We start from the raw sequence: 25,232 nt of genomic DNA on the forward strand, positions 1-25,232 counted from the left end.
AAACAGATGCCAAATATTGCAGTAGTAGGAAGCATTTCAATGGATTTAGTGGCTGTTTCAAAAAAACGGCCGAAAGCAGGAGAAACAGTAATTGGTGAAGCGTTTCATACAATCCCAGGAGGGAAAGGAGCAAACCAAGCAGTTGCTGCAGCTAGATTAGGAGCAAATGTAGCAATGGTTGGAGCGGTAGGAAATGATGATTATGGAACAGTAGTTAGAAAAAATCTAGAGAACGAACGCATTTTTATCGATTATGTGGTACCGGTTACAGATAGAACGACAGGAATTGCTCATATCGTTTTAGCAGAAGAAGATAACAGTATTGTTGTCGTACAAGGGGCAAATGCTCTTGTAAATAAGTCAGTTGTAGATCGCTCCAAAGACCTTCTTGTAAAAGCGGATATGGTTGTTCTTCAACTAGAAATTCCACTTGAAACAGTAAAATATGTATTGGCTATTTGTGAGGAACAGAATATTCCTGTTATGTTGAATCCAGCGCCAGCACAAGTTTTATCAGAAGGAATTTTAGAAAAGGCGACTTATATTACGCCAAATGAACATGAGTGCCGCATCGTATTAGATGATTTTACATCACCAATTGAAGATTTATTGGCGAAGTATCCCAATAAATTATTGATGACAGAAGGTTCTAACGGTGTTCGTTTCCATAATGGCACGGAGATTGTACATGTTCCTAGCATTGCTGTTGATGTAGTGGATACAACTGGAGCTGGTGATACATTTAATGGTGCGTTAGCAGTTGCACTTTCTGAAGGAGAGACACTTCAAAAAGCAATTCGTTTCGCGAATATTGCCGGTGGTCTTTCTGTAACGAAACTTGGGGCGCAAGGCGGCATGCCAACGAGAGATAAAGTACGTGAAGTGCAGGTGATTGTTGGATGAAGAAACACGGCGTATTAAACAGTGAGATTGCATCAATCCTTGCTTTACTTGGGCATACGGATACGATTGTAATTGCTGATTGCGGTTTACCAATTCCTGACGGAGTAAAAAGAATTGATTTAGCTGTTGAAATTGGAAAACCTAGCTTTTTAGATGTATTGCAAGTGGTAGCTGATGATATGGCAATCGAAAAAGTGACGTTAGCAGAAGAAGTTATTATAAATAATGCGGAAGTAAATAAAGAAATAGAGCAGAAATTAATAGAGCCAGCATTTGAGTATGTATCTCATGAGCAATTTAAAGAGCATACAAAGAAAGCGAAGGCGATTATTCGTACAGGCGAGGCTACGCCTTATGCAAATGTAATTTTACATGCAGGCGTGATTTTTTAATAAAGGGAAGTGATGGGAATGCATATTGAAATGAAAAACATTTCAAAGGCGTTCAATGGAAATCCTGTTTTGAAGAATGCACAGTTTATGATTGAAACAGGAGAAGTCCATGCATTGATGGGGGAAAATGGAGCGGGTAAATCAACGCTCATGAAGATTTTAACAGGTGTATACAAAAAAGATGGTGGGACAATCACGATTGATGGGCAAGAGCGCACCTTTAAAAATGCGAAAGAAGCTGAAGAGTACGGCATCGCATTTATACATCAAGAACTAAACATATTGCCGAATTTAACAGTAGCTGAAAATATGTTTCTCGGCAAAGAGTTAATGTATGGGAAAACAGGTATTTTACGCACTCGACAAATGAACGCGATTGCGCAGCAGCAACTAGCGGAGTTAGGGTTGCATGTAAGAGGCGCTATGTTAGCAGAGGAATTATCGGTTGGACAACAGCAAATTATCGAAATTGCGAAAGCATTAATGACAAACGCGAGCGTTATTATTATGGATGAACCTACTGCGGCACTGACGGATCGTGAAATCGAAACGCTCTTTACAGTAATCAATAAGTTACGTAAAGAAGGTGTTTCATTCGTGTACATTTCGCATCGTATGGAAGAGATTTTCTCAATATGTGATGCTATTACGATTTTGCGTGATGGAGAATTCGTCGGAAAGAGATTAATTCCAGAAACATCATTTGATGAAGTAGTGAGTATGATGGTGGGGCGCAGCATTGGTGAACGTTACCCAGAGCGAAATAGTCAAATTGGTGATGTCATTTTTGAAATGCGTAACGGAACGAAGAAAGGGAAATTTGAAAATGTTTCGTTTCAAGTGAGGAAAGGTGAAATCCTTGGTGTAGCTGGTTTGATGGGGGCTGGTCGCACTGATATTATGAAAGCGATATTTGGTTATGAACCTTTAGACTCTGGACAAATTTTTATAAATGGACAAGAAGTAAAGATTGATAGTCCAATAGATGCAATTAGACAAAGAATTGCTTTCATTACAGAAGATAGAAAGTCTGAAGGATTAGTGTTAGATTTTTCAATTCGAGAAAATTTAGCTTTACCAAATTTAGAAAGTCTTTCAAAGGGAAGTGTTCTAAGCAACGAGCTAGAACAACAGTTTACGGCGGATATGATGAAACTTCTTAATGTGAAAGCATCTAGCGGAGAGCAGGCAGTGAAATCTCTTTCTGGTGGAAATCAGCAAAAGGTTGTAATCGCAAAATGGCTAGGCATTCATCCGCAGTTACTCATTTTAGATGAACCAACAAGGGGTGTTGATGTTGGAGCGAAAAAAGAAATTTACTCTATTATGAATAAGCTTACGGAGCAAGGAGATGCCGTTATTATGGTATCATCTGAGCTTCCAGAAGTTTTAGGGATGAGTGATCGTGTTCTTGTTATTCATGAAGGAAAAGTAGGCGGAATTTTAGGGAAAGATGAGGCATCACAAGAGTCTATTATGGCACTAGCTACAGGGGGAGAGTAAGGATGACTAAGAAGGGGAATGTATTACAACAACTCGGTTCTTTAATCGGTTTAGTATTAATTATCGTCGTAATTACAGCTTTAAATCCAGCGTTTATTGAAATTCCAAATTTATTTAATATACTGCGTCAAGTATCGATTAATGCGCTTATTGCATTCGGAATGACCTTCGTAATTTTAACAGGGGGTATTGACTTATCGGTAGGTTCTATTTTAGCATTATCAAGTGCACTTGTTGCTGGAATGATGGCAAGTGGCATGGATCCGTTCCTTGCAATGGCAGTTGGATTATTAGCAGGTCTTGTAATGGGAATTGTAAACGGTATCATCATTGCGAAAGGAAAAGTAGCTCCATTTATTGCAACTTTGGCAACAATGACTATTTTTCGTGGGTTGACGCTTGTTTATATGGACGGACGTCCGATCACTGGTCTTGGTGATCATTTAATGTTCCAAATGTTTGGCCGCGGTTATTTTCTTGGTATTCCGGTACCAGCTGTTACAATGATGATCGCTTTCGTAGTACTGTACTTCATTTTGAAGAAAACGACATTTGGTCGCCGTACATTTGCAATTGGTGGAAATGAAGAAGCAGCAGCACTATCAGGTATTAATGTTACGAGAATTAAAGTAATGATTTACGGTCTTTCCGGAATTTTGGCAGCGCTTGCAGGTATTGTCTTAACATCACGATTAGATTCTGCACAGCCGACTGCAGGTACTTCTTATGAATTAGATGCAATTGCAGCAGTTGTATTAGGTGGAACAAGTCTTTCTGGGGGAAGAGGATGGATTGTTGGTACATTCATCGGTGTACTTATTATCGGTGTATTAAATAACGGTTTAAATTTATTAGGTGTATCTTCTTTCTTTCAACAAGTTGTAAAAGGACTTGTAATCTTACTAGCTGTATTAATTGATCGCAGAAAAGAAGCGTAATGGAGGGACAGTTCATGAAGAAATGGTTACTTATACTCGTTGCATGTATTATGGTCATTACTGCTGGTTGTTCAATGGAACCGCCAGAATGGGCAAAGGATTCTAGCGATAAAGGTCGAAATAAAACTATTAAAGTTGGATTCTCTGTTTCAACTTTAAATAATCCCTTTTTTGTAACTTTGAAAAAGGGTGCAGAAAAGAAAGCGAAAGATAGTGGCATCGAATTAATTGCTGTTGATGCACAAAATGATGCAGCAAAGCAAACGAACGATGTTGAAGATTTAATTCAAAAGGGTGTCGATGTAGTTGTTATTAATCCGACCGATTCAGATGCTGTTGCTTCAGCAGTAAGTGCGGCAAATGCAGCAAATGTTCCTGTTATTACAGTAGACCGCGTTGCGAATTCAGGTAAGGTTGTTTCTCACATTGCTTCTAACAATATCGAAGGTGGTCAAATGGCTAGTGATTACATTCGTGAATTAGTTGGCGAAGGAGCAAACGTTGCTGAGTTAGAAGGAATCCCTGGATCTTCCGCTGCTCGTGAACGTGGGAAAGGATTCCATAACGTAGCCGATAAGTCTTTAAAAGTAGTTGCAAAACAAGCAGCTGATTTTGATAGAGCGAAAGGATTATCTGTTATGGAAAACATTTTGCAAGCAAATGGTGATATTAAAGCCGTGTTTGCGCATAACGATGAGATGGCATTAGGTGCACTTGAAGCATTGAAGTCTGCTGGAAAAACAGATGTAGTCGTTGTTGGATTTGATGCAACAGACGATGCAGTGAAAGCGGTTAACGATGGGCGTATGGCTGCAACAGTTGCTCAAAAACCGGAATTAATCGGGGAGAAGGCGATGCAAACAGCAAAAGAGATAACACAAGGTAAAAAAGTGGACAAATCTATTCCGATTGAATTAGAGCTTATTAAGAAAAATAAATAAATATAAAATGAAAATTAGGAAGGAAGAACAACAAATGAAATTCTTTATTGATACAGCAAACGTTAACGAAATTAAAGAGGCAAATGAATTAGGTGTATTAGCTGGAGTAACGACAAATCCATCACTTGTAGCAAAAGAAGGCGTAGACTTCCACGAACGCATTCGTGAAATTTGCAACGTTGTAGAAGGACCTGTAAGTGCAGAAGTAATTAGCTTAGAAGCTGATAAGATGATTGAAGAAGGAAAAGAACTAGCGAAGATTGCTCCAAACGTTGTAGTAAAAGTTCCAATGACAACAGAAGGTTTAAAAGCAGTAAAAGCGTTCTCTGATTTAGGAATTCGTACAAACGTTACATTAGTGTTCTCAGCAGTTCAAGCATTACTTGCAGCTCGTGCTGGTGCAACATACGTTTCACCATTCTTAGGTCGCTTAGACGATATCGGTCATAACGGTATGGACTTAATTCGTCAAATCGCAGAAATCTTTGCAATTCATGGCATCGAAACAGAAATCATTGCAGCATCTGTACGTCACAGTGTTCACGTAACTGACGCAGCATTAAACGGTGCACATATTGCAACAATCCCAGCAAACGTAATTGCTTCATTAGTGAAGCACCCATTAACAGATCAAGGAATTGAGAAATTCTTAGCTGATTGGGAAAAAACACAAGAGAAATAATAGAAAAGCAAGAATCCTAGTTTAATTGACTAGGATTCTTTTTTTTATTTAAAAGAATTTTCATGCAATTTTGCATATTGTCTTTTAAATTTGTTATATAAGATATTTAATATATATCACATAACTCTTTATTTTTCATATTTCGACATAAAGTGAAACTTTAATCAGTGGGGGCTTTGTTCATCCCCCCACTGATTATTAATTGAACCAAGGGATAAAAAGATAGAGGGTCTGACCAGAAAACTGGAGGGCATGATTCTATAACAAAAAGCTTAATGTTTATAGAATTATGTCTTTTTATATAGGGAGGGTAGTAAACAGAGATTTCGACAAAAACGCACCAATTTATCTGAATTTTAAGTTTTATAAAAGGGGAGAAATGGAATGAGAAGAAAAGCACCATTTAAAGTGTTGTCATCATTAGCAATTGCGGCAATTATCGGATGTACATCTGTAATGAGTGCTCCGTTAGCATATGCAGAAACGGCAGCAAAAAAGAAAGATAATGTATCTACAACACCAATTGATTACAATTTAATTCAAGAAGATCGTTTAGCGGAAGCACTGAAAGAAAGAGGAACAATTAATCCATCATCTTCTAAAGAAGAGACGAAAAAAGCTGTTGAGCAATATATTGAAAAGAAACAAGGAGATCAGGCGAATAAAGAAATTCTTCCAGATGCTCACTCACAAGAAACGTCTGATTTCACAAAAAAAGTAAAAGAGAAAAAGATGGAAGAAAAGGAAAATGTAAAAAAGGCTGAAAAAAATGTTAGTCTTGAGCAAAAGCCAGAACCAAATAAAAATCAATTGAATGGGCAAGTTCCAACTTCAAAAGCAAAGCAAGCTCCATATAAGGGATCTGTTCGATCAGATAAAGTATTAGTGCTACTCGTTGAATTTAGTGATTATAAACATAATAATATTGATCAAACACCAGGTTATATGTATTCGAAAGACTTTAGTAGAGAACATTATCAAAAGATGTTGTTCGGTAATGAGCCGTATACTTTATTTGATGGTTCAAAAGTAAAAACGTTTAAACAATACTATGAAGAGCAGTCTGGTGGTAGTTATACGACAGATGGATATGTAACGGAGTGGCTAACTGTTCCAGGAAAAGCATCTGATTATGGAGCTGATGGTAGCAGTGGGCACGATAATAAAGGTCCGAAAGGTGCACGTGATTTAGTGAAAGAAGCTTTGCATGCAGCTGCTGAGAAAGGACTAGATTTATCCCAGTTTGATCAATTTGATAGATATGATACAAACGGGGACGGGAATCAAAATGAACCTGACGGTGTAATTGATCATTTAATGGTAATCCATGCTGGTGTTGGTCAAGAAGCTGGTGGCGGTAAATTAGGTGATGATGCGATCTGGTCACATCGTTCAAAATTAGCAGTAGATCCAGTAGCGATTGAAGGTACGAAATCAAAGGTAGATTACTTTGGTGGTAAAGTCGCAGCACATGATTACACAATTGAACCAGAAGATGGAGCTGTAGGTGTGTTTGCACATGAATTTGGACATGATCTTGGATTACCAGATGAATATGACACGAAATATACTGGAAATGGTTCACCAGTCGAAGCTTGGTCATTAATGAGTGGAGGTAGTTGGACAGGGAAAATCGCAGGAACAGAGCCGACTAGTTTTTCACCACAAAATAAAGACTTCTTACAAAAGAATATGGGTGGCAACTGGGCAAAAATATTAGAAGTAGATTACGATAAAATTAAGAGTGGTGTGGGAGTTCCTACATATATTGATCAAAGTGTTACGAAATCAAATCGTCCAGGCGTTGTACGTGTTAACTTACCAGGTAAAAGTGTTGAAACGATTAAACCGGAGTTTGGAAAGCATGCATATTATAGTACAAGAGGCGATGATATGCATACAACGTTAGAGACACCATTATTTGATTTAACAAAAGGAACAAATGCAAAATTCGATTATAAAGCAAATTATGAGTTAGAAGCAGAGTGCGATTTCGTCGAAGTACATGCAGTAACAGAAGATGGAACGAAGACGTTAATTGATAGACTTGGAGAAAAAGTAGTCCAAGGAGATAAAGATACAACAGATGGGAAATGGATTGATAAATCATATGATTTAAGTCAATTTAAAGGCAAAAAAGTGAAACTACAATTCGACTATATTACAGATCCGGCTGTAACATATAAAGGTTTTGCGATGGATAATGTAAATGTAACTGTTGATGGACAAGTTGTATTTTCTGATGATGCAGAAGGACAGTCTAAAATGAATTTAAATGGTTTTGTTGTTTCTGATGGGACAGAGAAGAAAGCTCATTACTACTACTTAGAATGGAGAAACTATGCAGGATCAGATAATGGATTAAAAGCAGGAAAAGGTCCAGTGTATAATACAGGTCTTGTCGTTTGGTATGCAGATGATAGCTTTAAAGATAACTGGGTTGGGATGCATCCAGGCGAAGGATTCCTTGGTGTTGTTGACTCTCATCCAGAAGCGCTAGTTGGTAATTTAAACGGGAAACCAGCATACGGTAATACGGGCATGCAAATTGCAGATGCTGCATTTTCATTTGATAAAACACCAGCATGGAGTGTAAATTCATTAACACGTGGTCAGTTTAACTATTCTGGATTACAAGGTGTTACAACTTTTGATGATTCAAAAGTATATAGTAACAAGCAAATTGCAGACGCAGGAAGAAAAGTTCCAAACCTTGGACTTAAATTCCAAGTTGTTGGACAGGCAGAAGATAAATCGGCAGGCGCTGTTTGGATTAAACGTTAATAACATAAAAGCACATTCTTCATATGAAGAATGTGCTTTTTAATTGTACAGTAAGTTATTATTTTAGCTTATGTAATACAAGTCTCTGTTCATATGTAGTGTATCAAATTATGTGGGGAAAGGAAATATTTCCGAGGAAATTGTCGAAGTATCGTCGGTATTTATACACCTTTTTTGTAAAAGAAGAAATGTAGTATTGCCTTTACAGTTTAATTTATTTACATTGTTACTTGGTTACACACAAAAGTAATATATTCGGCAGTAAAAGAGCGCTATTGGATAGTGTTCTTTTTGTAGATAGAAAGGAGTTGAGTTAAATGAAAGAAATAATTGAATGTCCACAGTGTGAAGGAGAGATTACTGCGCAACATATTATTGATCTCCCGCATCCTTTTTCATTCAGATGTCCACACTGCAAGGTGAGGTTAAAAGAAATGAGAATCACACCGTGCTTAATATTAGCAGCAATTTGTATCATTCCACTGTTTATTATAATTGGAGAGAGTATTAAGGAATTACTAGTAAAATATTTTTCTATTATAGATGATGTACCAACTGTACTTATTTTCTTCTTATTTTGTTATCCATTGTATTATTTCTATGAAAAATATAATGCTATATTGTTTATTAAATACGGCTTATTGAAAGTTAAAAGTTGAATTGAATAGGAGATTATCATAATGCTTTGGAAAATATATTTAGTTATTGTAGCAATGTTAGCTATTATTTCGTTAGTAAGGGGCATGTTTCAAACACCAATTCAAAAGTTTGACTTTGTAGTTTCTATTATTACGTGGATAGGGCTCTTTGGTTTTGTATTTGATGTACAAATATTAACCTCAATTGTTTGGAAATGTATCTTCTTGTTTAGCGTCATTTGGACTTTAACTGCAGTTTTTGTTTTTCGTTTATATGAAGAGCGAGATGAGCCGTTACCTTTTATATTTAAATTAATTGGCATTATTCCAACGCTTCCATTATATTACGGATTATATCAATATGCATTTTAAAAAAGACAACGATGGATTATCCCATCATTGTCTTTTTTACTTTGCTTCTTACATAAATCATCCCAGCAAATGTTAATAAAAATGCTGTCCCGATAATGAAGCTGACGCTAGGTGATGCTCCGATTGCACCGACTGTAAAGGAGCCAGCAACAACTCCTAATGAGAAGAAGGCATAAAATAATCCGAATGCCTTTCCACGATTATCGTCTGTAGTATTTTCAACGAGTAAAGCGTTAATAGACGGGAAGAGGATTGCGAATCCAATTCCATAAATCATCATTACGATAAAGAGCATACCTTTTGTAGCAAATAATCCGAGTAAAGATAATGCGAATGCCATAACTGCAATTCCGATTAGCATTAGTTTCGAACGATTAAATCGATCGTAAATACGATTTGTTGGAAGCAAGAAGAAGAGGATAGCAGTTATACCAAATACACTTAACATCATGCCTGTTGTGGATGCTTTAAGCGCTAATGCCTCAACTTTTACTGGTAACATATAAGTGACAATTCCTTGTGAAAACATTAATGTGAAAGCACCAATATATGCTTGTAATAACGGTTCTGATTTTAAAAGTTCAACCATATCTTCTTTGTTCATCATTTGCGTTCTTGATGTATCTTTTCTTGATACGTTATTTGGTAAGAAGAATAGAGATACGATCGTACCAAGAGCCATTAAAATAGAAATAGTAATGAAGACCCATTCTACGCCAGCTGTTGCTTTCATAATACCGCTGAAAGCAGGTCCTACGATTGCCGCTGTTCCAACAGCAGCACCAGATAGAGCCATTGCTTTTCCTTGTTTTTTTGCAGTTGTTTGTTTTGATAAAAATGTAAAGGTAGCAGGAATTAAAAAGCCATCACTAAATCCATGCATAAAGCGAACAACTAATAGTTGTTCACCACTTTGAACAACGGTGTATAACAAGACTATGAAACTCGTAATTCCCATGCTTATATAAAGGATTTTTTTTGCACCAAATTTATCGACAGCTGCTCCAGCAATAATATTACCGATCATATTAGCGAATGAGTACATACCGACAACTAGCCCGATAATAAGAGGGGTTCCTCCAAGGCTTTGAGCGAAAGTACTCATAATAGGTAATTGTGAAAATGTATCTAAAAATGCCACGATAACGATAAAGTAAATAAAATATTTCAAGCGATATTCACCTCTCCTATGCTATTATGGCATAATGCTAATTTCACCTGCAATGAAATTGAATTAACAGATGTGGAAAAAAGTACAAAGTGACAAAATATTGAACGTTATTTGTAAAAAATTAGTAGAGATGCGATTGTTTTTTTGAAATATATGGATAGAAGTATTATAATAGAATTGTAAACTTCACCAGGTTAAGTATATACATAGAGAGGGATGTATAAAATGAAAGCACTACTTTGGCATAATCAACGTGATGTACGAGTAGAAGAAGTACCAGAACCAACAGTAAAACCAGGAACAGTGAAAATCAAAGTTAAATGGTGTGGTATTTGTGGGACAGATTTGCATGAATATTTAGCAGGGCCTATTTTTATTCCAACAGAAGAACATCCATTAACACATGTGAAAGCACCTGTTATTTTAGGTCATGAGTTTAGTGGTGAGGTAATAGAGATTGGTGAAGGAGTTACATCTCATAAAGTGGGAGACCGCGTTGTTGTAGAACCAATTTATTCTTGTGGTAAATGTGAAGCTTGTAAACATGGACATTACAATGTTTGTGAACAACTTGTTTTCCACGGTCTTGGCGGAGAAGGCGGCGGTTTCTCTGAATATACAGTAGTACCAGAAGATATGGTTCATCACATTCCAGATGAAATGACGTATGAACAAGGTGCGCTTGTAGAACCAGCAGCAGTAGCAGTTCATGCAGTACGTCAAAGTAAATTAAAAGAAGGGGAAGCTGTAGCAGTATTTGGTTGCGGTCCAATTGGACTTCTTGTTATCCAAGCAGCTAAAGCAGCAGGAGCGACTCCTGTTATTGCAGTTGAACTTTCTAAAGAACGTCAAGAGTTAGCGAAATTAGCAGGTGCGGATTATGTATTAAATCCAGCAACTCAAGATGTGTTAGCTGAAATCCGTAACTTAACAAATGGTTTAGGTGTAAATGTTAGCTTTGAAGTAACAGGTGTTGAAGTTGTACTACGACAAGCGATTGAAAGTACAAGCTTCGAAGGACAAACTGTAATTGTTAGTGTATGGGAAAAAGACGCAACAATTACTCCAAATAACTTAGTATTAAAAGAAAAAGAAGTTATTGGTATTTTAGGATACCGTCACATCTTCCCAGCTGTTATTAAATTAATTAGCTCTGGTCAAATTCAAGCAGAGAAATTAATTACGAAAAAAATTACAGTCGATCAAGTTGTTGAAGAAGGATTTGAAGCACTTGTAAAAGATAAAACACAAGTGAAAATTCTTGTTTCACCTAAATAAGATAGAATCGAATAGAGTAGCCCTTTTCTAGAAATAGAAGAGGGCTACTTTTTTTCTATACTGAAAGGTGATAGACTTTCCTTTGACTAAATGTATTTTTGTTTGGAAGGGAGAATCTAATGCTTTCATTTTTGTTAACTTTAAAGCGAATGTTAAGAGCCTGTTTACGAGCGTGGAAAGATAAAGAATTTCAAGTATTATTCGTATTAACAATTTTGACTTTAATATCGGGTACGATTTTTTATAGTACAGTTGAAGAATTACGTCCTATTGACGCTTTATATTTTAGTGTGGTCACGTTGACGACTGTCGGTGATGGGAATTTTAGTCCGCAAACTGATTTCGGAAAGATATTTACAATCTTATACATATTTATTGGGATTGGATTAGTGTTTGGATTTATTCATAAGTTAGCAGTTAATGTACAATTGCCAAGTATATTATCGAATAGAAAAAAAGAGTAAAGCGTTCAGATGCTTTACTCTTTTTTTACATTAGTTTAGACAAGCCTTAATAATAGTTTATTAAAATGAAAGTGTATTCATTCATTATATTCACTGTGTATAAAGTTATAATGATATGAACATTTGCATATTTTAATTTATTGATAGAAATTTCGTGAAAGGTGGGATATTCTAGTCATAGGTTAACCGGACGACATCATAGGATCCTAACAAAATGTTTACAATAATTCAATTATAAAATGGAGGATTTTATATGAAAAAGAAAGTACTTGCTTTAGCGGCAGCTATTACATTAGTTGCTCCATTACAAAGTGTTGCATTTGCTCATGAAAATGATGGGGGACAGAGATTTGGAGTTATTCCGCGCTGGTCTGCTGAAGATAAACATAAAGAAGGCGTGAATTCTCATTTATGGATTGTAAACCGTGCAATTGATATTATGTCTCGTAATACAACACTTGTAAAACAAGATCGAGTTGCACTATTAAATGAATGGCGTACGGAGTTAGAGAACGGTATTTATGCTGCTGACTATGAAAATCCTTATTATGATAATAGCACATTTGCTTCACATTTCTATGACCCTGACAATGGGAAAACTTATATTCCGTATGCAAAGCAGGCAAAGGAAACTGGAGCTAAGTATTTTAAATTAGCTGGTGAGTCTTACAAAAATAAAGATATGAAACAAGCATTCTTCTATTTAGGATTATCTCTTCATTATCTAGGGGATGTAAACCAACCGATGCATGCAGCAAACTTTACAAACCTTTCGTATCCACAAGGGTTCCATTCTAAATATGAAAACTTTGTAGATACGATAAAAGATAACTATAAAGTAACGGATGGAAATGGATATTGGAACTGGAAAGGTACGAATCCAGAAGATTGGATTCATGGAGCGGCAGTAGTTGCGAAACAAGATTACGCTGGCATTGTAAATGATAATACGAAAGATTGGTTCGTGAGAGCTGCTGTATCACAAGAATATGCAGATAAATGGCGCGCTGAAGTTACACCAATGACAGGTAAGCGTTTAATGGATGCACAACGTGTTACTGCTGGATATATTCAGCTTTGGTTTGATACGTACGGAAATCGTTAAGTATTTAAAAAAGGTCAAATCTCAGAATAGAGTATTTGGCCTTTTTATCACTATACAATACATGGAGGTATGAAACGTGAAAGGTAAATTGCTAAAAGGTGTACTTAGCTTAGGTGTTGGTCTAGGAGCTTTATATAGTGGAACGTCAGCTCAAGCAGAAGCGTCTACAAATCAAAACGATACATTAAAAGTGATGACGCATAATGTATATATGCTATCACCAAACTTATATCCGAACTGGGGACAAACTGAGCGTGCTGATTTAATCGGGGCGGCAGATTATATAAAGAATCAAGACGTAGTTATATTAAATGAAGTGTTTGATAATAGCGCATCAGATCGTTTATTAGGGAATTTGAAGAAAGAATATCCAAATCAAACAGCAGTATTAGGTCGTAGTAGTGGAAGTGAATGGGATAAAACGTTAGGAAACTATTCATCTTCAACTCCTGAAGATGGTGGCGTTGCGATTGTGAGCAAATGGCCAATCGCTGAAAAGATTCAATATGTATTTGCAAAAGGATGCGGGCCAGATAATTTATCGAATAAAGGATTTGTATACACGAAAATTAAGAAAAATGATCGCTTTGTTCATGTAATTGGTACGCATTTGCAAGCGGAAGATAGTATGTGCGGAAAAACTTCACCTGCATCTGTACGTACAGACCAATTAAAAGAAATTCAAGACTTTATTAAAAATAAAAATATACCAAATAATGAGTATGTGTTAATTGGTGGTGATATGAACGTAAATAAAATAAATGCAGAGAACAAGAATGACTCAGAGTATGCATCTATGTTTAAAACATTGAACGCTTCTGTACCATCTTATACTGGACATACAGCGACTTGGGACGCAACGACAAACAGTATTGCAAAATATAATTTCCCTGATAGTCCTGCTGAGTATTTAGATTATATTATTGCAAGTAAAGACCATGCGAACCCATCGTATATAGAGAATAAGGTGTTACAGCCGCAATCTCCACAATGGACTGTTACATCATGGTTCCAAAAATATACGTATAATGATTACTCTGATCATTATCCAGTAGAGGCGACTATTTCTATGAAGTAGTTTCAAAAAGTTTCTTCGTAAAGAAGAAACTTTTTTTATTTGCAAACAGGAAAATCACACTTTCTTTCCAATATGTATAAGACATATTGAGAAGAGGAGAGAAAAATGTGGATCGAGGAATTTTTAAAGAAGTTCCATTACCGTGTGCATTTTTGGATGAAGTGGCTTTAGATAGAAATATTCAATCGATTATAGAGTTAAGTGGAAATAAAAAGATTCGTATAGCGAGTAAATCGTTACGCTCTGTTCCGATTATGCAAAAGATACTAGCTGCAAATGATCGATTTCAAGGTATTATGTGCTTTTCACCTAGAGAGATTTTATTTTTAATAGAACAAGGATTTAATGATTTATTGCTTGGATATCCTGCTTACGATGAAAGAGCTCTGTATGAAATTAGTTTGTTAACAAAGAAAGGTTTCATTATAACTTGTATGGTGGATTGTGAAGAGCATATTGTGTATTTAGAAAACATTGCTGAGCAATCTAAAGGATGTTTTCGTGTTTGTTTGGATATTGATATGAGTAGTCGCTTCTTTCAATTTCATTTTGGTGTACAAAGGTCCCCAGTAAAAAATGTGCAGGATGCGTTGAAAGTAGTAGAAAAGGTGAGAAGGTCATCATATTTAATGTTAGATGGTGTAATGGGATATGAAGCTCAAATTGCCGGGGTGGGCGATTATATACCGAATCAATGGTTGAAAAGTAAAGTGATTTCGTATTTAAAGCAGAAATCAGTGCTAGAAGTTAAAGAAAGAAGAGAACATATTGTAAAAGCAATACAAAACATTGGTATTGAGCTAAGGTTTGTAAATGGAGGCGGAACAGGAAGCATAAAAACAACCGAGAAAGATAATTCAGTTTCAGAGATTACAATAGGTTCTGCTTTTTATTCTCCGAAGCTGTTTGATTATTATAAAGAGGTGAAATTTCATCCAGCGGTCGGATTTGCCTTACCAGTTGTACGTAAACCAGTCCCGTTTATTTACACTTGCCTAGGTGGTGGATATATTGCTTCAGGAGCAGTTGGAAAAGATAAAGAGCCTGAAGTTTGGAGACCGAAGGGTGCAAAATTATTAGCTTTAGAAGGTGCTGGCGAGGTACAAACGCCAATTTTTTATAACGGCGAGGAACGAGTGGATATAGGAGAGACCATTTTGTTTCGTCATAGTAAGGCTGGTGAATTATGTGAACGCTTTCCTTTTTTGTATCGTGTTAAAAAAGGAGAGATTGTCGGGGAGTATTCAACATATCGGGGGGATGGCCAATGCTTTCTATAAAGGGACAAAAGTGGAGAAATTGGACAGGGAATGTAGAAGGAACGCCGCATTATACGATGTATCCAGAAAGTATACAAGATGTAGTAGAAGTTGTGGGGCTTGCGCGAAAAAAGGGAAAGAAAATTCGTGTTGTCGGTTCAGGACACTCGTTTACCCCCCTTGTGCAAACGGAAGAAGTTTTAGTTTCTTTAGATGAATTGAAGGGTATTGTGAATATTGATGCAGAGAAGATGGTTGCTGAAGTATGGGCAGGAACAAAGTTATATGATTTAGGGAAGTTACTTGAGGAAAAAGGTTATGCGCAAGAAAATTTAGGGGATATTGATTCGCAATCTATTGCAGGAGCGATTAGTACGGGGACTCATGGAACAGGTATTACCTTTGGGAGTTTATCAACACAAGTTATAGAGATTACGGCAGTTCTATCTAATGGTGAGAGTATAGTTTGTTCGGAAGCTGAGAACGTAGAATATTGGAGAGCGTTTCAGTTGTCACTTGGAATGTTAGGTATCATTGTAAAGATAAAATTGAAGGTTATTCCAGCGTATTCACTCGTTTATGAAAGTGAAAAACAGTCATTATCCACTGTAATGAACAAACTAGAAGAATATAAGAAGCATCGTCATTTTGAATTTTTCGTTTTTCCTTATTCTGATGAAGTACAAGTGAAACTTACGAACGAAACAACGAATAAAGGCAGTGATTTGAAATGGCATAAACTAAAGGTGGAGTTACTTGAAAATAGGATGTTCTCTTTACTATCTAAAGGATGTAAATGGTTTCCTTCTATAAGTAAAGGCGTGAGTCGGTTATCAGCTAAAGCTGTACCAAACACAAAAATAATTGGCCCGAGCTATGAAGTATTTGCTACATCACGTACGGTGCCATTTTATGAAATGGAGTATAGCATTCCTTCAAAGTATATGAGGACGGTTGTAGAAGAAATCTCAAATCTTATTGAAAAGAAAAAGTATAAGGTGCACTTCCCAATCGAATGCCGTTATGTGAAAGGGGATGATATATGGCTTAGTCCGGCCTATGGAAGAGATTCAGCATATATCGCTGTTCATATGTATAAAGGTATGAAATATGCTGCTTACTTTGGCGAAGTGGAAAAGATTTTTCTAAAGTATGAAGGGCGTCCACATTGGGGGAAAATGCATACATTATCATATGAGCAATTACAATATATATATCCAGAATTTCATTCGTTTTTACAGGTGAGGAAATCTCTAGATGAACTTGGAATGTTTTTTAATCCTTATGCAGAAAAGTTATTTATCCCGCTATTTGTCGGGCAGTAACACTCTCGTCGCAAAATTCGGTGGGAGATAACCGCCCGGTTGGTGAGGGCTAATTAAAGTTTCACATTATGTATATGAAAAAGGTGACAAATAATTATTTGTCACCTTTTTTTAGTGTAATTGCATTTCTTGTATGACTAATATGTTCATAAAATAGTAGTTTATCACGGCTAAATACATGCAGTAAAACATGAATAATAAATAGGCCGTTAATGATGAATAGGAATAATAATGTAACGAGTAATACTAAAGGCTCTGTGTGATTTAAAATAGAGCTACTAGAAAGAATATAATTGATTCCACCTAATGCAAAATAAAATATACCGTAGCGAATAAATAGTTCTTTTAATGTAATACGATTTGATTTTCCTTTCACGTGAATGCGAAGCAATGCTTTCCCAATTGTTTTTCCGTTAGTAAAGTATGGAATAATAATAAAGTAAATAAGGATTGAACACGTAATGAAAATGAGTTCATACATATTGGTGTAAGATTGCATATTAGAAACGAAGAAAGAATTTCCTTTGTTTTTAACGACAGGTACGACGATAGATAAGAAAATCCAATCAATTTGCATCGCGATAAGGCGACGAATGAATCCGACTGGTTTCGTTTCCAAATCAATATGACTATCTAACTCGTTTGTCTTCGGAAGGAAGTACGTAAATATTGGTGCAATGATAAAACCAATTACGCCACCTAATGTATTTAAAAACAAATCATCGATATCAAATAATCGGTATGCACAATTGTATATACCGTATAATCCAGTCACTTGTGTTAGCTCGAAAAATAGTGAAAGGAAAAAGGAAATGCAAATTGTTTGTAAGAAACTACGTCGGAAATAATAACGTAAGTAAATACCGAATGGAACAGTTAATAGAACGTTAAAGGCAACTTGTAAAAACGCAGACTCTTTTAATAAGTAGAAATAAGTAGCTGGTTTCGTTAAAACTGCCGATGTATGACTACTAATCTCTTGTATGAAATAAAATGGTGCGAGTTGCATGTGTTGTGTATTAGCCGGTTGTAGGCTACAAGTATCAAACGTTTGTGGCAACGGCAAAATAACAAGAAAATAGGCATTTAATAAGTAAAGTAATAATGAGTATAAAATAAATGAGCGCCATTTATTTAAATAACCGTATTTTCGATAATTAAATATTAAAAAAGGGATTAAAAGAAACATTGCTAAAAAAGGAAATAAAATAAATGCTGTTTTCACTGGAAATAAATATGCAGTCAAAGTAAAACTCCTTTCAATAAAAATTCGTTTATCATTATAGCGCTAAAAATATTTAAATACAAAGTTAAAACCTTTCTAAATAGAAAAAATTACTAATTTGATAGGGATTAAGTTATAATAAATTTAATATAAGGATATTGTGATTATATAAGTTGAGAGAGGGTACAAGAGATGCGATATGAACTTTTTTCTGTAAGTGGGGATCATATTACGACTTTTGAAAGTGCATGGCGTTTTCAGGAGGGAGAACAGATTTTTGTTCATGATGATCAAACAAAACGAAACTTTATTATTATTCGGCTGACGCATGATGTATTTCAACAAAATAAACATGTTATTCGTTTGTATTGTCAAGAGAAGAAAGTGTATGCATAAGAGAAGCCCTCTTACAGTATGAAAAGTAAGAGGGTCCTTATCTCGTTATTTGTGACCAGCCCAATTGATGAGGGCTGATTAATTTAACTTTATCATTTTGGCCCTCGTAAGGAATAAAAAGAGAAGGATTAATGCACATAGGTAGCATTTGATTTGGAAGAAAGGATATAGCCTTGTATTTTGTGCTTCAAAGTTTCAGTGCCTTCTTTTTGAGAAAGCCATGTATGGTAATCTTGTTGTGTTTTCCATAACATACGAATCATATACTCTGCCTTATCATTTGTACGATGAACAGGTGAAAACTCTATGTTAATACAACCGTTCGTTCCGGGGGAAGGATAATATTGTTTAAGCCCATAAAGTAGCTCATTTTCATATTCGTACTTAATGTGAATGAGTTTAGTAACTATAAACATATAAACACCTCTTTTACGATAATAGTAGGAAAGATAGAATTACTGTAATAGTGAATTCGATAAATATTATACTATTCTGAAAATTATAAGTAAATAATAGGTTTTAACTTAATAAAGGTATAAAAAAGCGAGTCATTCTATTACACTAGATGACTCGCTTTTAATTTGTAAGTTTTACTTTATAAGAAAATAAGAGTAAGTACACCTACGATAATACAATAGAAAGAGAAATATTTTAAATTTCCTTTTGCCATAATGTTCATAAACCATTTTAGTGAAATATACGTCATGATAAATGTTGCGATGAATGCAACGACATATGGTACGAATAATGTGTCTAGATTTGGGTCATTTGCAATGTCTGTAATGCTTAACAATAAGCCACCTAAGCTAACAGGAATGTATAGTAAGAATGAGAAGCGAAGAGCTGTTTCTTGCTTCATACCAAGTAACATTGCTGCTACGATTGTGGCACCAGATCGGCTTATTCCGGGAATCAGTGCGCAAGCTTGTGCTAATCCGACGATGATTGCATCTTTCATAGAAAGGTCGCCATCATTTTTACGACCGCGTAAATTTCTAATAATCCAAAGGCCGACAGCAGTAATAAGAAGGGAAACCCCAACCATCTTCACACCTTTTAAGTACTGATCGATGTAATCTTTAAATAAAACACCAATAACACCTGCTGGAATGGTTGCAATAACAAGATAAATAATAAAGAAGAAATCTGATTTTGCGTCTTCTGCTCTTGTAAATATATAAGAGAGACCATTCTTTGTTAGACGAATTAAATCATTTCTATAAATAAGTAATACAGCTAATAATGAAGCTGAATTAACAAGTAGTTCGAAGCTAAACCCTTCTATTTTTAGTCCTAGCAAATGTTGTGCTAAAACGAGATGACCACTTGAAGAAATCGGAATTGGTTCTGTTAATCCTTGGAACAGACCGAGAATTAAATATTTTAAAACGTAGTAAAATTGTTCCATAATAACCTCCTTGTTTATTAGTTGAAAGAAACAACTTTTCCATTATAACAAAGATATGGATGAATATTGAAAAGAAATAAATATTCGAAATAAAATAAAAATCCCTTATAGCAGTATAAGGGATTTTTATTTTTAATTAAGAAGTCACTGTTCCTTGAAGACTTTTAGACAATTGAACATCGACTTTTTCAGCATCATGAATATGATTCATAATAGTAGTATTTAATTTTTGGAACATTTGTTGTGTGTTAGCAAATTCTCGTAATATGTCATCATTACAAGACTTTTGGTTTTCGATAGCCTTAATAACATTTGTAGCACCATTTTGTAACGTTTGAATCATAACTAAAATATTTTCAATTCTAGCATTTGTATCGGCGCTCATTTCTACACCTTCATCGACTAAATGTAAATTATCTTTTGTGTTATCATATGCTTTTTCAATTTCTTCTTGAATTTTTTTCGTTAAGTTGCCGATGTTTTTTGTACTTTCTGCTGTACTTTCCGCTAGTTTTCTTACTTCATTGGCAACGACAGCGAATCCTTTACCGTGCTCTCCAGCACGCGCGGCTTCAATACTCGCATTTAATGCAAGTAAATTTGTTTGTGCTGCAATGTTTTGAATGACTTCTACAATTTGCTCGATTTCCTTTGAGCGTTCGCTTAGATGATTCATACTATTAGACGTGCGTTGAGATTGTTCACCTAATTTATTAATTACAATAAGTAAGCGGTGAACGGATTCTTTTCCTTCATTAGAGCAGTCAATAATTTCTGCAATAGACTGAATTAAGCTTTGTTCCTTTTGTAACATTTCATTATTTAACTCATTGGAATGTGTCGTACGTGTTGAAACATTTTCGAAACATGAACTTAACTGTTGAACTAAATTTTGAAGTGTATTGTGTTGGTTATTTACAAGTTGATGCTCTTGTACAACGCTTTGTACACGATCGTGGATAGTAGAAATAGTCTCTTGCTTTTCAATATCTTTTTGTTTTAATTCTGCTTCTAATTCTTGTATACGCTCTTCTAATTGAGCAATTGTATGTTGGAGTGATTTTTTTTGAGTAAACATGTATTTATTTCAACCGCCTTCGAAAGTTATATTTTCTCTATATTTGGATTTTAGCATCTTTTGTATTTTTTAAATATAGGAATTGTTAAATATTTAAGAATCTATTACATTTTATTCATAATTCTCTTTTTTTCGTCACGAAAAATAAACTGTATTTAATCGTTTTGTAAACAAACTGTAAAATAAATCATGTATAACTGTATAAGAAGGGAGTCGGATTATGAACTATTTTAAGCGAATCAGCTGTCTAGTATTAGCAGGAATTATCGGTCTTTCTAGTACAGTCGCTGTTAAAGCAGAGTCAAACGACGAGAAACTTAACAACATGCAACAGCAATTGCAACAAAACGATGCAGAAATGCAAAAGAAAGAGCAAGAGAAGCAAGCTGTTAGTAAAGAAATTAAAGGTATTGAAAACGAACTACATAATTTAAATAATACAATTGCAAAAAATAAAGAGGATCAAGCTGCTATTCAACGTAAAATCGATGAAACACATAAGCAGATTGAGCAAAAAAAGCAAGAAATTGTCGTTTTGGAGGATAAAGTCCTTGCTCGTAAAGATATTATGAGAAAACGTATGGTTTCTGTTCAAAACAGTTCAAATACAAGTTTAGTAGTAGAAGTTGTAGTAGAGTCAAAAAACTTTGCAGACTTCTTACAACGTATGAACGCAGTTTCTACTATTCTAGAAGCTGATAAAGAAATTTTACGTCTACAAGAACAAGATCTTCGTCAAATTGAAGAAGATAAGAAAACAATTGACGAAAAAGAAGCATCTTTAGTAGTAGACAAACAAAAATTAGCAAAAGCGCAAGCTGAACTGCAAGATAACTTGAAAAAGCGTCAAGATAACTTACAAACAGTTCAAGCTAAATATAATGAAGTTGCAAGTCAACTTAATTTAGCAGCGGAAGAAAAAGCTAAAATTGAATCAAATATGAAGACAGTACAAGAAACGATTGCTCGTGAGCAAGAAGCAGCAAGAATCGCAGCGGAAGAGCGTGCAAAAGCAGAAGCAGCTGCAAAAGCAGAGCAAGAAGCTTTAGCGAAAGCACAAGCAGAAATTGCTGAAAAGCAAAAGCAGGAAAAAGCTAGTAAACCAGCTGAACCAGTTGCTAATAATAATTCGAAGGTAGAACCTGCAAAACCTGAACCATCTTCTAAGCCAACTGCTGGTGGGAAAGAAATTTATGTAGAAGCTACAGCTTATACAGCTGATCCAGGGGAAAATGGTTATGCACCAGGTCAACAAGTATTTTCTGCATGGGGACCAGGTGGTAAAGGTTATAATCTAACTGCAAACCCAGGAATGAAATTAATTGCTGTAGATCCAAATGTTATTCCATTAGGTAAGACTGTAAATGTTGAAGGTTATGGAGTAGCAATTGCAGCCGATACTGGTGGGGCTATTAAAGGGCATAGAATTGATGTTTTAATGCCAGATAAAGGTTCATCAAGTAGCTGGGGCAGAAGAACAGTTAAAGTTACAATTTTAAACTAACAAGTAATCCAACTTTACAATACGTAGAGTTGGATTTTTTTATAATAATAATGTTAAGTTGAGTTTACATTTTGTTAAGAATAGCATACAATAATGGTGAGAGGTGGTAAATTTGACCATTTTAAACAGAGTAAAAGAATTAAGAGCTCGTTTTAACTTTACGCAAAGCGTATTAGCAGAAAAGGTTGGAGTAACGAGACAAACAATTGCAGCAATTGAAAAAGGGGATTACGTTCCTTCGTTGTTATTAGCACTTACGATTTGTGATGTGTTCCAGTTAAAGATGGAAGATGTGTTTGTTTTAAATAAGGAGGGAGAAGAGGATGAATAGAATTGTTTTTTCTTATATTATAAATGTACTCTATACTGCACTAGCATGTTGGACATTTGTTGAATTTTATAGTGTTATTACAGAGTTAGCAGATATAATTAAAAACGAGAAATTCCCGTTTGAAGTATGGTTTAATGGAGTACCATTCATTTTATTATTTATTGGAGCAATTATAGTTACAATTTTTTATAGAATTCAAAAGAAAAAATATAAGAATTTATCTTTTTGGATGTATCCATTATTATTTCCGCTAGAAGATGAACGTGAAAAAGCGATTACGGATAAAGCTTGCCGAACAACATTTGTATCGTTATGGTTTGTGTTACCTTGTGCAGTTGGATTTTTAACTTTTTCGCCTATTATTAATGAATATCTTCCTGGATACCCATTATATATTCTATTTTCTATTTTCTTTATTCAAATGACAGTATTTCACGTATCACTATACAGAAATAAATTAGCTTAAAAAGAAACCTTCTTGCACCGGCAAGAAGGTTTCTTTTCAGCTAATACTTGTACATATGACGATATTATTTTATCATTTTATATAGAGTAAGATTTTGTAAGGGAAAGGAACTGTGTATGAATAAGCAAAGAATTTATAGTATAGTAGCAATTCTGCTATTTGTTGTAGGTGGCGTGTTAATTGGAAAGCCATTTTATGATGGATATCAGGCTGAAAAGAAACAGACTGAAAATGTGCAGGCTGTTCAAAAGATGGATTATGAAAAGCATGAGACGGAATTTGTAGATGCTTCCAAAATTAATCAACCAGACTTGGCGGAAGTAGCGAATGCATCATTAGATAAGAAACAAGTAATTGGTCGTATTTCGATTCCAAGTGTTTCAGTAGAACTGCCTGTTTTAAAAGCTTCTACTGAAAAAAACTTATTATCAGGTGCAGCGACAGTAAAAGAGAATCAAGTTATGGGAAAAGGAAATTACGCATTAGCAGGACATAATATGTCTAAAAAAGGTGTTTTATTTAGTGATATAGCTTCTTTGAAAAAAGGCGATAAAATTTATTTGTATGACAATGAAAATGAATATGAGTATGCGGTTACTGGTGTATCTGAAGTGACTCCTGATAAGTGGGAAGTTGTAGAGGATCATGGGAAAGATGAGATAACGCTTATTACATGTGTATCTGTAAAGGATAATTCTAAGCGTTATGTTGTTGCTGGTGATTTAGTAGGAACGAAGGCGAAGAAGTAAAAAAGAAGGTGAACTCTTTAAAGAGTTCACCTTCTTTTTTACTAATGTTGAGAAATAATAGAATATTTCGGTTCGTATTTAAGTATTCTTCTATTTATGTATAATAAAGTTAGAATTCTATATTTTGGGAGGAACAAGAGTGAGACAACAGGTGAAGAAACTTCTTTTAACAACGAGTATAGCGTTATTGGTAGCTCCAATTTCAGCTTATGCGCATCCAGGGCGTACAGATGCTAATGGCGGACATACGTGTCGTACAAATTGTGAGAAGTGGGGATTACAGTACGGGGAATATCATTATCACAATAAACCAGCTTCTAGTAGTGGCGCAACGAGCCCAGCTCCTAGTCAGAATAATAATAGTGCTGTAGAAGCTGAGAGACAAGCAGAAGCACAGCGCAATACTGAGGCTGAAAAACAACGTGCTGCAGAAGCACAGCGTAAAGCTGAAGAAGAGAGACAACGTGTAGCCGAGGAACAAAGAAAAGCTGAAGAGGCACGTAAGCAAGAGGAAGCGCAGCGCCAAGCTGATATGGAAAAAGGTCAACTTGAAGGTCAAAAGAATGGAGAAACTGATTTTAAAGCAGGAAAAAATGATGCAGAAGTGCATGTAGCTGGAAAATCTGATGCATATAAACAAGCGTTTAAAGCGACTTATGCAGCCGCATGGTCTTTAGAAGAGCAGAAGAAAACGCATTTTGAAAAAGGAAAAGAACAAGGTTTAGCACAAGAGACAATGGACGATAGTCAAGTTGCTCCAGAGTTTAAGGTAAACTTTGCAGACGGATTCAAAGTAGGGAATAAAGAAAGAACAGAAAAAATTGAAAAAGAGCAAGCTGAATTAGGGGAAAAGACAGGGAAAGAACTAGCTGAAAAGAATCCTGGAAATAGAGAGAAAGAAGTATACGTGAAGGCATATGAAAAAGCGTATGAAAAAGGCTATAAGTCTACAAAAAAGGCAGTAGAAAAGGCTGGCTATAAGTATGCATTTGAAAACTATGATTTAAAAGTTCCTGCTAAGTATGAACGAAATGAATTGTTAAAGAAATGGTTTACTGAAGGATTTAAATCGAATAAAAAAGCAGCGGAAATTCGAGAAGAAGGGTATAAAAAGGGAGATAGCTGGTTCTCATTTTTCTATAAGAGTTTCGTACCAAGTGAATATAAAGAACATAAAGAGCTGTACGAACAAGCAATAGAAAAAGGTAAAACAGTATAAAAAAAGATGAGGAGAAATTCCTC

The 25,232-nt window shown here is 35.3% G+C and carries 25 protein-coding genes and 1 pseudogene; 21 read left to right on the forward strand and 5 right to left on the reverse strand.

The genetic code is table 11. From position 1 onward, the window contains the following. The first annotated feature begins 6 nt into the window (after nt 1–6). The 9 genes from rbsK (at nt 7) to HFD78_RS22405 (ending at nt 9,153) form a co-directional block, all read left to right on the forward strand. Nucleotides 7–903, forward strand: coding sequence for a ribokinase (gene rbsK, locus HFD78_RS22365; RefSeq protein WP_001132868.1), 897 nt, complete (start codon nt 7–9; stop codon nt 901–903). Continuing rightward, on the forward strand, nt 900–1,295 hold the full coding sequence (gene rbsD / locus HFD78_RS22370; protein ID WP_000716154.1) for a D-ribose pyranase: 396 nt from the start codon (nt 900–902) through the stop codon (nt 1,293–1,295). Before rbsK ends, rbsD begins: the two co-directional genes overlap by 4 nt. A gap of 18 nt (nt 1,296–1,313) precedes the next feature. Next, nucleotides 1,314–2,798: a ribose ABC transporter ATP-binding protein RbsA gene (gene rbsA, locus HFD78_RS22375; RefSeq protein ID WP_002100767.1), complete on the forward strand. Its 1,485-nt coding sequence runs from the start codon at nt 1,314–1,316 to the stop codon at nt 2,796–2,798. Nucleotides 2,799–2,800: 2 nt separating this feature from the next. Then, nucleotides 2,801–3,736, forward strand: a complete 936-nt coding sequence (locus HFD78_RS22380; RefSeq protein ID WP_000162130.1) for an ABC transporter permease subunit — start codon at nt 2,801–2,803, stop codon at nt 3,734–3,736. Between the two features lie 14 nt (nt 3,737–3,750). Continuing rightward, nucleotides 3,751–4,677: a ribose ABC transporter substrate-binding protein RbsB gene (rbsB, locus tag HFD78_RS22385; protein WP_000758974.1), complete on the forward strand. Its 927-nt coding sequence runs from the start codon at nt 3,751–3,753 to the stop codon at nt 4,675–4,677. Between the two features lie 34 nt (nt 4,678–4,711). Then, entirely contained in the window at nt 4,712–5,359 is a 648-nt protein-coding gene (fsa, locus tag HFD78_RS22390; protein ID WP_000667698.1) for a fructose-6-phosphate aldolase, read from the forward strand. 384 nt (nt 5,360–5,743) lie between these two features. Further along, nucleotides 5,744–8,143 carry a M6 family metalloprotease immune inhibitor InhA2 gene (gene inhA2 / locus HFD78_RS22395; RefSeq protein ID WP_001252963.1) on the forward strand — a complete coding sequence of 800 codons (2,400 nt, stop codon included), beginning with the start codon at nt 5,744–5,746 and terminating at the stop codon, nt 8,141–8,143. A 317-nt stretch (nt 8,144–8,460) separates the two neighbouring features. Then, complete coding sequence (locus HFD78_RS22400) at nt 8,461–8,802, forward strand: hypothetical protein (RefSeq protein WP_000658667.1); 342 nt, start codon at nt 8,461–8,463, stop codon at nt 8,800–8,802. A gap of 21 nt (nt 8,803–8,823) precedes the next feature. After that, nucleotides 8,824–9,153, forward strand: a complete 330-nt coding sequence (locus tag HFD78_RS22405) for a hypothetical protein (protein ID WP_000964469.1) — start codon at nt 8,824–8,826, stop codon at nt 9,151–9,153. Between the two features lie 16 nt (nt 9,154–9,169). On the opposite strand, the gene HFD78_RS22410 is transcribed toward HFD78_RS22405, so the two are convergent. After that, nucleotides 9,170–10,324: an MFS transporter gene (locus HFD78_RS22410; RefSeq protein ID WP_097863073.1), complete on the reverse strand. Its 1,155-nt coding sequence runs from the start codon at nt 10,322–10,324 to the stop codon at nt 9,170–9,172. Nucleotides 10,325–10,549: 225 nt separating this feature from the next. Between HFD78_RS22410 and bdhA the strand changes: the two genes are divergently transcribed. From bdhA to HFD78_RS22440, 6 genes are all read left to right on the forward strand, one after another. Continuing rightward, nucleotides 10,550–11,602, forward strand: a complete 1,053-nt coding sequence (bdhA, locus tag HFD78_RS22415; RefSeq protein ID WP_000645827.1) for a (R,R)-butanediol dehydrogenase — start codon at nt 10,550–10,552, stop codon at nt 11,600–11,602. A gap of 119 nt (nt 11,603–11,721) precedes the next feature. After that, nucleotides 11,722–12,066, forward strand: a complete 345-nt coding sequence (locus tag HFD78_RS22420; RefSeq protein WP_000948209.1) for a potassium channel family protein — start codon at nt 11,722–11,724, stop codon at nt 12,064–12,066. Between the two features lie 253 nt (nt 12,067–12,319). Then, nucleotides 12,320–13,171 (forward strand): phospholipase CerA, encoded by an 852-nt coding sequence (gene cerA, locus HFD78_RS22425; RefSeq protein ID WP_000730997.1) that lies wholly within the window; start codon nt 12,320–12,322, stop codon nt 13,169–13,171. A gap of 76 nt (nt 13,172–13,247) precedes the next feature. Then, nucleotides 13,248–14,249, forward strand: coding sequence for a sphingomyelinase C (gene sph, locus HFD78_RS22430; protein ID WP_000676785.1), 1,002 nt, complete (start codon nt 13,248–13,250; stop codon nt 14,247–14,249). A gap of 107 nt (nt 14,250–14,356) precedes the next feature. Then, nucleotides 14,357–15,529 carry an amino acid deaminase/aldolase gene (locus tag HFD78_RS22435; RefSeq protein WP_000373747.1) on the forward strand — a complete coding sequence of 391 codons (1,173 nt, stop codon included), beginning with the start codon at nt 14,357–14,359 and terminating at the stop codon, nt 15,527–15,529. Beyond that, entirely contained in the window at nt 15,517–16,833 is a 1,317-nt protein-coding gene (locus HFD78_RS22440; RefSeq protein ID WP_000948949.1) for a D-arabinono-1,4-lactone oxidase, read from the forward strand. The genes HFD78_RS22435 and HFD78_RS22440 overlap by 13 nt, the downstream gene beginning before the upstream one ends. Before the next feature lie 94 nt (nt 16,834–16,927). On the opposite strand, the gene HFD78_RS22445 is transcribed toward HFD78_RS22440, so the two are convergent. Further along, on the reverse strand, nt 16,928–18,079 hold the full coding sequence (locus HFD78_RS22445; RefSeq protein ID WP_000128014.1) for a VanZ family protein: 1,152 nt from the start codon (nt 18,077–18,079) through the stop codon (nt 16,928–16,930). Between the two features lie 171 nt (nt 18,080–18,250). On the opposite strand from HFD78_RS22445, the gene HFD78_RS22450 reads away from it, so the two are divergent. Continuing rightward, nucleotides 18,251–18,454, forward strand: coding sequence for a hypothetical protein (locus HFD78_RS22450; RefSeq protein ID WP_001268332.1), 204 nt, complete (start codon nt 18,251–18,253; stop codon nt 18,452–18,454). A 128-nt stretch (nt 18,455–18,582) separates the two neighbouring features. Here HFD78_RS22450 and HFD78_RS22455 read toward each other — a convergent pair whose 3' ends face one another. The 3 genes and pseudogenes from HFD78_RS22455 to HFD78_RS30140 form a co-directional block, all read right to left on the reverse strand. Further along, nucleotides 18,583–18,870, reverse strand: coding sequence for a hypothetical protein (locus HFD78_RS22455; RefSeq protein ID WP_000471240.1), 288 nt, complete (start codon nt 18,868–18,870; stop codon nt 18,583–18,585). A gap of 179 nt (nt 18,871–19,049) precedes the next feature. Further along, nucleotides 19,050–19,862: an undecaprenyl-diphosphate phosphatase gene (locus HFD78_RS22460; RefSeq protein WP_000434796.1), complete on the reverse strand. Its 813-nt coding sequence runs from the start codon at nt 19,860–19,862 to the stop codon at nt 19,050–19,052. A gap of 136 nt (nt 19,863–19,998) precedes the next feature. Continuing rightward, nucleotides 19,999–20,529 (reverse strand): annotated as a pseudogene (locus tag HFD78_RS30140) (methyl-accepting chemotaxis protein); the annotation flags it as partial. Nucleotides 20,530–21,160: 631 nt separating this feature from the next. On the opposite strand from HFD78_RS30140, the gene HFD78_RS22470 reads away from it, so the two are divergent. The 5 genes from HFD78_RS22470 to HFD78_RS22490 all read left to right on the forward strand — a co-directional run bounded on the left by HFD78_RS22470 (nt 21,161) and on the right by HFD78_RS22490 (nt 25,209). Then, nucleotides 21,161–22,444, forward strand: coding sequence for a 3D domain-containing protein (locus tag HFD78_RS22470; RefSeq protein WP_001105787.1), 1,284 nt, complete (start codon nt 21,161–21,163; stop codon nt 22,442–22,444). Nucleotides 22,445–22,556: 112 nt separating this feature from the next. After that, the gene (locus tag HFD78_RS22475; protein ID WP_000154019.1) at nt 22,557–22,775 is read left to right on the forward strand and encodes a helix-turn-helix transcriptional regulator; all 219 of its coding nucleotides are present in this window, start codon (nt 22,557–22,559) and stop codon (nt 22,773–22,775) included. After that, nucleotides 22,768–23,241 carry a DUF2178 domain-containing protein gene (locus tag HFD78_RS22480; protein WP_001080043.1) on the forward strand — a complete coding sequence of 158 codons (474 nt, stop codon included), beginning with the start codon at nt 22,768–22,770 and terminating at the stop codon, nt 23,239–23,241. The genes HFD78_RS22475 and HFD78_RS22480 overlap by 8 nt, the downstream gene beginning before the upstream one ends. A 116-nt stretch (nt 23,242–23,357) precedes the next feature. Further along, complete coding sequence (locus HFD78_RS22485; protein ID WP_001041724.1) at nt 23,358–23,990, forward strand: class A sortase; 633 nt, start codon at nt 23,358–23,360, stop codon at nt 23,988–23,990. A 139-nt stretch (nt 23,991–24,129) separates the two neighbouring features. Next, a complete protein-coding gene (locus HFD78_RS22490; RefSeq protein WP_001249813.1) occupies nt 24,130–25,209 on the forward strand; it encodes a YHYH domain-containing protein in 1,080 nt (359 codons plus the stop codon). Nucleotides 25,210–25,232: the final 23 nt, after the last annotated feature.

Origin of the sequence: Bacillus sp. EKM501B, assembly GCF_011800505.1 — a bacterium.
In the GTDB taxonomy this organism is placed as follows: Bacteria; Bacillota; Bacilli; order Bacillales; family Bacillaceae_G; genus Bacillus_A; species Bacillus_A cereus.